This window comes from Burkholderia territorii, from assembly GCF_902833055.1.
Classification (GTDB): domain Bacteria; phylum Pseudomonadota; class Gammaproteobacteria; order Burkholderiales; family Burkholderiaceae; genus Burkholderia; species Burkholderia territorii.
The window spans coordinates 1-10,228 of record NZ_CADFEJ010000042.1 but is presented as its reverse complement, the minus strand read 5'-3'; the positions used below and the strand labels follow the sequence as shown (position 1 = coordinate 10,228).

Below are 10,228 nucleotides of genomic sequence, written 5' to 3'. Positions count from 1 at the left end.
GCCGACGCACCCGAGCCGTAGGCCTGGGCGCCGGTCGCGCTCGCGACCGCCTTGTTGCCCAGCGCGATCGTGTTGTCCGCGGTGGCCTGGTTCGCGCTGCCGAGGGCGAGTGCGCTGTTGCCGGTGGCCGTGTTCGCGTTGCCGAGCGCGACTGCGCCGGTGCCCGTGGCCGTGTCGTTCGCGCCGAGCGCCACTGCGCCGGTGCCTGTGGCGACGCTCGGGTCGCCGATCGCGACCGCGCCGTCGCCGCTTGCGGTGTTGCCGGAGCCGATCGACACCGCCTTGCCGCCGGTGGCCGATGCGTTCTGGCCGATCGCGACCGCGCCGCTCGACTGCGCGTTCGAGCCGTCGCCGACCGCGACGCTGCTGGCGCCTGCCGCGCTGGCGTTCACGCCGGCTGCGAGCGAGTTGACGCCTGTGGCGCCGTTGTTGGCGTAGTTGCCTTGCTGCGTGCCGTTGTCGTTGACGCTGTAGTAATGCGTCTTGGCGGCTTCGATCGCGGTCGACGTCGAGGTGGACAGCGACGTGATCGAGCTGGTTGCCGACGACAGGCCGGTCGAGGTCGACGTGGACAGCGACAGGATCGTGCTGGTGGTCGTCGACAGACTGGTCGACGTCGAAGTCGACAGCGAAGCCACCGTGCTGTCGGTCGAGCTGAGGCCCGTGGACAGCGAATTGATGCTCGTCGAAGTCGACGTGGACAGCGAGCTGATCGAGCTGGTGGCCGACGAGAGACCCGTTGACGTCGAGGTGGACAGCGACGCCACCGAGCTGTTCGTCGAGCTCAGACCCGTGGACAACGACGTGACGCTGCTTGCGGTCGAGGTGGACAGCGACGTGAGCGAGCTGTTGGTCGAGCTCAGGCCGGTGGACAGCGAGCCAATCGAGCTGGTGGCGGTCGACAGGCCGGTCGAGGTCGACGTCGAGAGCGAAGCTACGGTGCTGTCGGTCGAGCTGAGGCCGGTCGACAACGAGTTGATGCCGGTCGAGGTCGAGGTGGACAGGGAGCTGATCGAGCTCGTTGCCGACGAGAGGCCGGTCGACGTGGAGGTCGACAGCGAAGCGACGGTGCTGTCGGTCGAGCTGAGGCCGGTCGACAACGAGTTGATGCCCGTCGAAGTCGAGGTAGACAGCGAGCTGATCGAGCTCGTTGCCGACGAGAGACCGGTTGACGTGGAGGTCGACAGCGAAGCCACGGTGCTATCGGTCGAGCTCAGACCCGTCGACAGCGAATTGATGCCGGTCGAGGTCGAAGTCGAGAGCGACGAAATCGAGCTGGTAGCCGACGACAGACCAGTCGATGTGGAGGTCGACAGCGAAGCGACGGTGCTGTCGGTCGAGCTCAGGCCAGTCGACAGCGAGTTGATGCCCGTCGAGGTCGAGGTGGACAGCGAGCTGATCGAGCTGGTGGCCGACGAGAGACCCGTTGACGTCGAGGTGGACAGCGAAGCGACTGAGCTGTTGGTCGAGCTCAGACCCGTGGACAGCGAGCCGATCGCGCTGGTGGCGATCGACAGGCCGGTCGAGGTCGACGTCGAGAGCGAGCTGATCGAGCTCGTTGCCGACGAGAGACCGGTTGACGTCGAAGTCGACAGCGACGAAATCGAGCTGGTAGCCGACGACAGACCAGTCGACGTGGACGTCGACAGCGAAGCGACGGTGCTATCGGTCGAGCTGAGACCCGTCGACAACGAGTTGATACCGGTCGAAGTCGACGTGGACAGCGAGCTGATCGAGCTGGTAGCCGACGAGAGGCCGGTCGACGTGGAAGTCGACAGCGAAGCCACGGTGCTATCGGTCGAGCTGAGGCCCGTGGACAGCGAGTTGATGCCCGTCGAAGTCGACGTCGACAACGAGCCGATCGAGCTGGTAGCGCTCGACAGTCCCGTCGACGTCGAAGTCGACAGCGAAGCCACAGTGCTGTCGGTTGAGCTCAGACCGGTGGACAGCGAACTGATAGAGCTATTGGTCGACGACAGGCTCGCCGACGTGGATGTCGACAAGCTGGCGATGTTCGACGTCGTCGTGCTGGCCACCGCGTAAAGCTGGCTACCGTTGATCGCGTCCGTGCTGCTTGCACTGATCAAGCCGGCCGCCACGTTCTGAATGCGGCGCTCGGAACCACCGGCACCCACACTCACAACGCCCGCAGCCGAATTCGTGCCGGCGTACGTTCCGAATGTCTGACTGCCGATCGTCGTGCTGCTGATGGCGCCGGTGCCTCCCGTTGCCGTATTCGCGGTACCGGTCGTGGTTGCCCCCGATCCGAGCGCAACGGAGCCGGTCACGTTCGCATTGGCCCCGGCCCCGAATGCCAGTGCATTCGTCACACTGGCGACGGCGGTATCGCCGATCGCAACCGACGAATTTCCCCCCGCGGTCGAGGTACTTCCCAGTGCCACAGCGGCGGTACCCGTGGCGGTGGACTGATTGCCGGCCGCCAGCGTAGCGAAATTAGACGCGACAGTTCCGATACCCAGCGCCGTTGCGTTCGTTCCGCCTGCATTGGCACCGAGGCCCAATGCCGATGCTTGCCCGGCCGACGCGGTAGCCGACGGACCAACGGCAACTGCATTACCGGCCGTTGCGGCCGCCCTGTTGCCGAGCGCGACCCCGTTGCCTCCCGACGCAACGGCCGTCACACCGATGGCGGTGTCCTGTGAACCACTTGCAGTGGCTTGATTGCCGATAGCCGTTGCATCCGTGTTCGACGCAACCGCACCAAAACCGGTCGCGTAACTGGTGCCGCCTGTGGCGCTTGCGTTGAAGCCGACTGCCGTGCTGTCGATTCCGGATGCCTTGGCTCCCCCACCCAGTGCAATCGAATTGCCGCCCGTTGCAGACGCTGCGGCTCCAACTGCAATGTCATTCGTTATCGAAGCGTTCCCCGTGATACCCGCAACCGCGCCGTTGCCCACCGCGATGCTCGCCGCGCCATTTGCTGCGGCGTTCGGTCCCGCTGCAATCGCATTGACGCCAACCGCGCCATCGTTGTTGTAGTTGGCTTGCTGCGTCCCGTTGTCGTTGACGCTGTAATAGTGTGTCGTCGCAGCCACGATAGCAGTCGACGTTGAAGTCGACAGCGATGTAATCGAGCTATTTGCAGACGACAGACCAGCCAATGTGGAAGTCGACAGGGAATTGACGGTGCTGTTGACGGAGCCGAGGCTCGTGGAGAGCGAAACAACCGAACTAGTGGCGGACGATAGACTGGTTGAAGCTGAAGTCGACAGTGACGCAAGTTGGCTACCATTAACTGCATCGGTGCTGGTTATCGATACGCCTCCATTTGCCAAATTGGTGATCTTCTTGTTATTTAGAGACGCTCCGCCATTTAATGACGTTAACCCGGAAATATTGACAATTCCGAGAATATTGGTGCCATTGACGCTTCCGTCAATGTAGGCGCCGTTCGAGAGCACGTAAAATCCATAGACGTTTGCCGTTGATCCGCCCGCAGTTGTTGTGCCCCCCGTCGATGTTGGCAATCCACCAATTACACCTGTACCATTCGTGCCGCCGACGATCAGGCTGCCACTATTCGTCATGACTGTCGTTGTGCTAGCGTTGTTGCACGCGGAATTTAGAAAACGTTGTCCAACAGTGCCACCGTCGATTATTTGGTAACACCCCTGATCGCCGTTGTCATTTACAAAAAATTGAGCATAAGCAGGGGTGAAAAAGCACGAACCAAAGGCGATTGATAAGCCAACTAGTTCCCGTAGACTTAGCTTTATCTCTTTACCAGTCTTGCCAACGCTTTGGCTTGGGCACGAAGCACCATTGCGCGATTGTTTCCCTCGTGCCATGATGGATTCGGAAACCGCAATCCATGTGCCGTGCACTTCATTCTATATGCTCCGATAAATGCGATTCACGACGGCACCTTTGAGAAAAATAACCGGATTTCAAGCGCGCCGCAATCTATCCGATTCGTTAACGTCAGTTTTCCTGGGCGACACCAATCTGAGAAAAAGGCTACAGAGACCGATATGCGGGTGCTGCACTGACCATTCGTCGGATGGGCAACCGCAATCGGTTTCATGTGCTCACATACGCGCCCGCAGCTTTTGTCATCACGCGGAACAAACTTTCATTGTCGCGATAACGCCGATACGACTGCGATACTCGAACGGTGGCGCCAGCGTCGCTTCGAGTTGAGACCATAGCGAGCGAGCAGTTTATGGCAGCTTACACATCGTAGGGCTCCCGGCTGTCAATTGCGACGCTTGGCGGAGCTTGTTTTTCAGATCCTAATATGTAGTATTGCGCGGCAATGCGAGTCGACTCAATGGGAATGGAGGTGATATTTTCAGTATTTTTCAATTCTTGACATTATCGCAATTTAATAAAATGCATTAAATATAATAACTATTGGATTTGAGTTGGACTTATCTGTCGTCGCGTGGCAGACGGAGCTGGATTCGAATATCGATGTCCGGCGGTTGAAGGCCAAGCTCAAGCGAGTGGTTAACGAGCGAGACATTCAAAAAACGTATTTGTGGCCGGCCAAAGGTGATGACGATACGTCGCCATACGCGGCAGCAAGCCACGCGCGTTGTATGCGGCAGCGGAGAGCGGAGAAGCCGCGTAAGCGGCGTCCGGCCGGCACGGGCGCCACCATGTCATGCCGACAGATCGATGACACCGGATTCGACCGAGCCATGGACCTGATCGAATGCAACCGCGTCGCGCACATCGATGTCGCCGCCATGATCAACGCCAATCGCTCGAGTCGCAGCCACCATCTCGCGTGGCTCCATCCGTTGATGTGGTGGGTTTCAACCAATGGTTCGCGCGCTACCTGCCGCGCGGAACGTCGAACTCGTCGTGCTCCTGCGTTGATTCCACGTACAAAGACGTTCGATAACTTTTTCTATTTGGAGAACGGAATGGGCACAGACGGCTGCACAAAGAGGCGACGCGGGCTTCAGTAGCAGTGATAGTCCGGGTAATTCGATTGGGACGAGGCACAGCTCACGACATCGGCCAAGCTGACGCAGCCGCCAAGCGACAATACGAGCACAACCATGGTCCATTTCGTTTTGAAAACGCGTAGGCAGAAAAATTTTGTCGGCAGGGAATTGGGCCGTGAGGGAATGTTCATGTTCGTCAGAATCGTGGCGTACCCGTAACCCGAAGCTGCGCAGCGACATCGCGATAGTGTTGCACCTTGAAGGTACTGCCATCCTTGACGTGAATGCAACCGAGGGCGCGCTGCGCGAGTGGAAGGCCCTCGCCCTCCGTTGTGATCTTGACGATCGCGTCGACGCGAAAGTTGACCAGGCCGGACGGATAGTCCGACGACGGGTTGGCCAGCATGGCGGTCACGAACGGGCCGAGGGCGCGCAGCAGTTGCGCGATCGGCGGTTGATCGACAATGATCAGGCTGCCGCCGCGGGTTCGGTCGTCCACACGCACGGCCGTGCTTTGCGTGCGCTGCACGGCAATGGGTGCTTGCGACATCCACAACACGTGGTCCGGGTTGATGTAGGCCACATCGAGGGCACCGTTCATGTCCCGCGTCTCGATTTCATGCAATTGCATCACATGCTCCTGTGAAACGTTGCCGCACGCACAATGTGCGGCAACGGGGCGATCAGTTGCCGGTGCGCGCCTACCTGCATTGGGCCTGCGCCGAAACGGTTCATGTCGCAACGTCGTCCACCGGGAGGGGAGGAACGCCTCGAAGCCGGCGCGCGCGATGCGGGCTGATCGACATGCCGGCCACAATTTCATCGGCGCGGAATACGATAGATGTCAGGCGCACGTGGACCCCTGCGGCGAACGCAACGACAGGCGCGCCCGGACGATGAAACCGAACTGCGCCAACACATCGAGTATGGGTGCATGGTGCTAACGCACGACCGGCCACATGCGGGACGGCAAGGTGCCAAGTACCCGCCATCTCGCTCCTCGCAAGTCCAATTCGCCGTAGGCGTTCAGCTCCATCAACCCGCGACAGCATCACGTCGGGTTTGCGGTAAGACAGCCCGACGTGCGACTCACGCTCCCGGTCGCAGTCGCGACATCCTCGCCGTGCGCCGATGACGCGCGATGGCGATACTTTGCTGGACGCGCTGCTCCGGTGATCGGTAGCGTGTCGAGCGACGCTCAATGCAGTCAATGCCCATGGGCGGTAGGGCGGTCCGGATACGGGTTGCATGGGTTGGTTTCGAGTAGATCAGCCTCGCCTGGTCCGACCGCTTTTTCCCCGAACGTGACGCTGCGACGTTCTAAGGACCGATGGCGTTTTTGACCGCGGCAAGCGAAATGTCCGACGTGCTTGCTTTGCAGTGTTTCTTCCCGATAAACACGATTCCCCCAACCATCTTGTCCCGTTGCCTTCGCACGTCTCGACATTTGCGAGACGTCGCGACAAACGTTTTCGCATGGCTAAGGATGTCCGAGGAGACAAGCTCTTTGAACCGATCCTGCTTGTGCGGGAAATAACGCTTTTGTACGCCGAAATTGGCTGCCATCGTCTTGGTATCCGGTTGGAGGATACCGTTCAACTTGGAACATGATACGCGCAATCTAAATTCTGACGGATAAATTCTTCTTTCGGGTCGCCATTCGCACTTACAAGCTAATAAAGTTGATTATTAAAATCCAAATTAAATAATTTTCAATATATATAACTGTTTGGATTGTCAGATTTCGTCACATTGCGTTGACATTGTATTTTGGTTGACCTTTCATGGTCGTTCACGCATACCGACGAGTACACATCTTAACGTTTCGGTGATTGTGAGGCCCGAACCGCCGCGCCCTGGTTTTGGTGTCCCGGCGGCTGCCGAGCCGATGTGGCCTTGGCGACCCAAGCGGTGGCGATCGGGGTATCGATCGATCTACACGATGAATCCGGGCGGGTAAATGTCATGGCCAGACAGCCGATCGATCGGCCGATGCACGAGATCGCGTCATATGCCGGTTCGTTCAGCGACAGGCCGAGAACCGTCGACCTATGTGTACCGCTTACCAAGATTAGGCTGCATCTCGATGGGGACGAGATAACGTTCGCGGAGCTCCAACTTCGCTTCTCGAATGTGATCGGTGCTCGTATGGCAGGCCAAGATCATGTCGCAGTCGGATGCCAATGTCGATTCGGTAGGCGTGGCAACCTACGGCTGATTTGATGTGTGGCCATTTTTCAGAGAAAACATCGAAGTCCTATGCACTTTATTGATGCTGTCGTACAAGCCCCTACACAATAAGGCCATGAACACGACTTCCCGTCCCGCACGATCCCGAAAAGCCAGCGCCAGGGCGACAGAGAGCGCGTCGGAAGACTGCCTCCGTCAGATTCTCGATGCGGTGTCCCCCGGTGAGCGCCTCCCAATTCATCTCATCGCGAAACGCGTTGGTTTGCAGGCGCACGTGACGCGGTCATGCGTGACCGTGCTCGTCGATATCGGCAAATTCGAGCGCGTGCGCGTAATGATTCCTGGCGGTGCATCGAGGTGGTTTTACGCGCGCGTGGATGCGCCGGTCATGCAGCGGGCGATCACCGGCGCTGATGCGTCACTGCTTGCTGCGCTGGCGGCGAACAAGCTCTATCAAATGTATCAGTTGGCACGTCTGGCGAATGTCGGCACATCCGAGATCCGGTCGCGTGTGACCGCGCTTGTCGAGTCCGGCCATTTGGTGGTGGTCAATAAGGCGGAAGGAAATCGCATTCGCGCGAGATATCGGCTGGCGAAGACAGCACTGAGCGAAGCGCCAGACAGAACCACGCCGAATCCCGCCGATGACATACCGCAGGCGACGGCACACCACATATTGGAGGCAATGACGCCTGGCGTCGCCTATCGCGCGACCACGCTCGGCACCTCGCTCGGGCTGTCGGCACGCCGCACGACCGAACTGCTCGCCGTGCTGTTGCGCGATGCGCGTGTGGTGCGAACGATGTCGACCGATCGTGTGCCGCATCCTCTCTTTTACGTTGCCGGTTCAGCGCCGGGCGCCGATATACATCGGACGACGACCGTGCCGTCGCTCTGGTCGAATCGTCCCACGTTCGACTCCGAATACGGTCGTTCACTGCGATCATTGTGGATGCTCTCCGAGGCGACCCGATCATCACCGATCGAAGCGGTCGAAACGACGCCGACATTGAAATGAGAGATGCACGGTTGCAGTGGTTCCGCAAAGTGGCCACCCGCAGGCACGACGCCGGTTTGGGTTGGCTCAACCACTTCGAGATGCAGTCATTGACTTCAATGTGCTCGGCACGAGGATGAGGTCAAACGCGCCGATCGGTCCCGTCGCGTTGATTGCGAGACGTCACCAAGGATCAAAATCGGTGGCGAACAAAACAATGTCAAGCGCCACAAAGTGACATGAAGAGAGCAACCAAGAACATGCCTGCGCTAATTGCACCGGATGCCCTGCATATTCTTGCGGCGATGCAGTCCGGACGGACGTACGAGCCGGCCAGACTGGCCGATAACCTCGGTATGCCAACTGCCATCGTCCGCGTACAGCTTGAGCAACTGGAACAGGCCGGCAAGGTCGAGTGCGCTATGTTTCGTAATGAGTATGGTGGATATCGGTCCCGGGTTTATCGGATTGACGAGGGAGTGCCGCTGTCGCGCCACGACGCAGCACAGCGCGTGGTCGAGGTACATGCAGGCGACGTGGTGAACGCGATGAAGCCGGGTGTAGGTTATCGCGAGCGCGAGATCGCCGCACATCATTCGATCACGATCCATCAAACGAGATTGCTGCTGTCAACACTCGTTCAGGACGCGAGGGTGGTCAAGCTGGCGGCCGGTAGCGTGAAGCGGAACAGCCACGTATACTACGTAGCGGGAACCGAGCCGGGCACGAAGGCTGCGGTGTCGTCCCGCTCCGCAGTGGTCCAACCGCTTGCTGATCGACCTGTATACGTGCCGGACCACGCATATTCTCTCCAGTCGCTGCGCGAGCTGAGCAAGGCCGGTCGAGGACGCTCGTAGGGAAATCGTCCAACATGCCGGTGGAAAGGGAATCGTCAATCGTTGACGCTTTTTAGACGAGGCTCGCGGCATGGCTGGCGCGTCGTAGCCGGCACCCGGCATGTTGATCAAGGCAATTTCGGGGGCCAGCCTCACTCGGGGACCGGTGCTACCTCGCGCTGCAGTTGCTGACGGCGCATCTTGTCGAGATCGAACAGATTGCCGGCCGGCGTGCCGCCTTGGCTCGGACCGAGCGGCATCGGCGGGACGACCGGATCGTCCTTGTCGCGGATCACGTTGTTGTCCGACTTGTACGCCCCCGTCACGCCCTGAATGTAGTCGTAGCGGTTGGCCGTGACTTCCTGCGCGGTGCTGCGATCGGAGATGATCACCGGGCGCAGGAACACCATCAGGTTGGTCTTCTTGCGCTGCTTGCTTTCGGAACGGAACAGCTGGCCGATCCACGGAATGTCGCCGAGCAGCGGCACCTTGCTGTTCGACACCTGGTAGTTGTCCTGCATCAGGCCGCCGAGCACGATGATCTCGCCGTTGTCGGCGAGGATCGTCGACTGGATCGAGCGCTTCGTGAAGGTCGGGCCGGTCTGCGCGTTCATAGTAGTGGTGTCGACTGCTGAATCCTCGGTGTAGAGCTGCAGCTTCAGAATCCCGCCATCGGTGATCTGCGGCTTTACGTGCAACGTCAGGCCGACGTCGCGACGGTCGTAGGTATTGAACGCATTGCTCGTCGTGCCGCTCGTCAGGTTCGAATACGAACCGGTCGGGATCGGCACGTTGTCGGCGACGACGATCTGCGCTTCCTCGTTGTCGAGCGTGATCAGGTTCGGCGTCGACAGCACGTTCGCGTCGCTCACGCCCGAGAAATACTGCAGCAGCGCGCCGAGCCCCTGCACACCTAACATGTTGTGCAGCCAGCCGATGTTGAGGCCCGGCGCCAGCGCCGACAAATTGGCTTTCAGACCGGGATTGGCGTTGCCCGCCCCCGTGAGGTTGATGATGCTGTTGTTCGCGACGTCACCTGTCTTGGCCGTCAGGTTCGTGCCGCCGAGGAACTGGCCGCTCGCAACCTGCCACTGGATCCCGAGTTGCCCCTGCGTCGTCGAGTTCAGCTCGACGATCAGCGCTTCGATATAGACCTGCGCACGCCGCGCGTCGAGCTGGTCGATCACCGAGCGCAGGTTCCGGTAGACCGGGTCGGACGCGGTGATGATCAGCGAGTTGGTGGCCGCGTCGGCCTGGATCATCCCGCCCGGCTGGTTGTCGTCGCCCTT

Annotated in this window: 6 protein-coding genes and 1 pseudogene; 3 read left to right on the top strand and 4 right to left on the bottom strand. The window is 59.8% G+C overall.

Translation table 11 applies throughout. The features are described from left to right. Positions 1–3,320: pseudogene (locus HW466_RS30855) on the bottom strand (beta strand repeat-containing protein); the annotation flags it as partial. 1,065 nt (positions 3,321–4,385) lie between these two features. On the opposite strand from HW466_RS30855, the gene HW466_RS30850 reads away from it, so the two are divergent. Further along, positions 4,386–4,937, top strand: coding sequence for a hypothetical protein (locus HW466_RS30850; RefSeq protein WP_151005047.1), 552 nt, complete (start codon positions 4,386–4,388; stop codon positions 4,935–4,937). Positions 4,938–5,112: 175 nt separating this feature from the next. On the opposite strand, the gene HW466_RS30845 is transcribed toward HW466_RS30850, so the two are convergent. Both HW466_RS30845 and HW466_RS30840 read right to left on the bottom strand, forming a co-directional pair. After that, entirely contained in the window at positions 5,113–5,547 is a 435-nt protein-coding gene (locus tag HW466_RS30845; protein ID WP_059542682.1) for a hypothetical protein, read from the bottom strand. Between the two features lie 689 nt (positions 5,548–6,236). After that, entirely contained in the window at positions 6,237–6,482 is a 246-nt protein-coding gene (locus tag HW466_RS30840; protein ID WP_151005049.1) for a hypothetical protein, read from the bottom strand. A 739-nt stretch (positions 6,483–7,221) separates the two neighbouring features. Here HW466_RS30840 and HW466_RS30835 point away from each other — a divergent pair. Then, positions 7,222–8,124 carry a hypothetical protein gene (locus HW466_RS30835; RefSeq protein WP_151005051.1) on the top strand — a complete coding sequence of 301 codons (903 nt, stop codon included), beginning with the start codon at positions 7,222–7,224 and terminating at the stop codon, positions 8,122–8,124. 218 nt (positions 8,125–8,342) lie between these two features. After that, complete coding sequence (locus tag HW466_RS30830) at positions 8,343–8,960, top strand: hypothetical protein (protein WP_151005053.1); 618 nt, start codon at positions 8,343–8,345, stop codon at positions 8,958–8,960. A gap of 131 nt (positions 8,961–9,091) precedes the next feature. Here HW466_RS30830 and gspD read toward each other — a convergent pair. Continuing rightward, on the bottom strand, positions 9,092–10,228 hold a 1,137-nt coding region (gene gspD, locus HW466_RS30825), incomplete at its 5' end, for a type II secretion system secretin GspD (RefSeq protein ID WP_244138246.1).

Excerpts from the sequence above, each read along its gene's own strand:
- HW466_RS30830 (WP_151005053.1), top strand. The coding sequence starts at position 8,343 with ATGAAGAGAGCAACCAAGAACATGCCTGCGCTAATTGCACCGGATGCC.
- HW466_RS30845 (WP_059542682.1), bottom strand. The coding sequence starts at position 5,547 with ATGCAATTGCATGAAATCGAGACGCGGGACATGAACGGTGCCCTCGAT.
- HW466_RS30835 (WP_151005051.1), top strand. The coding sequence starts at position 7,222 with ATGAACACGACTTCCCGTCCCGCACGATCCCGAAAAGCCAGCGCCAGG.
- HW466_RS30840 (WP_151005049.1), bottom strand. The coding sequence starts at position 6,482 with ATGGCAGCCAATTTCGGCGTACAAAAGCGTTATTTCCCGCACAAGCAG.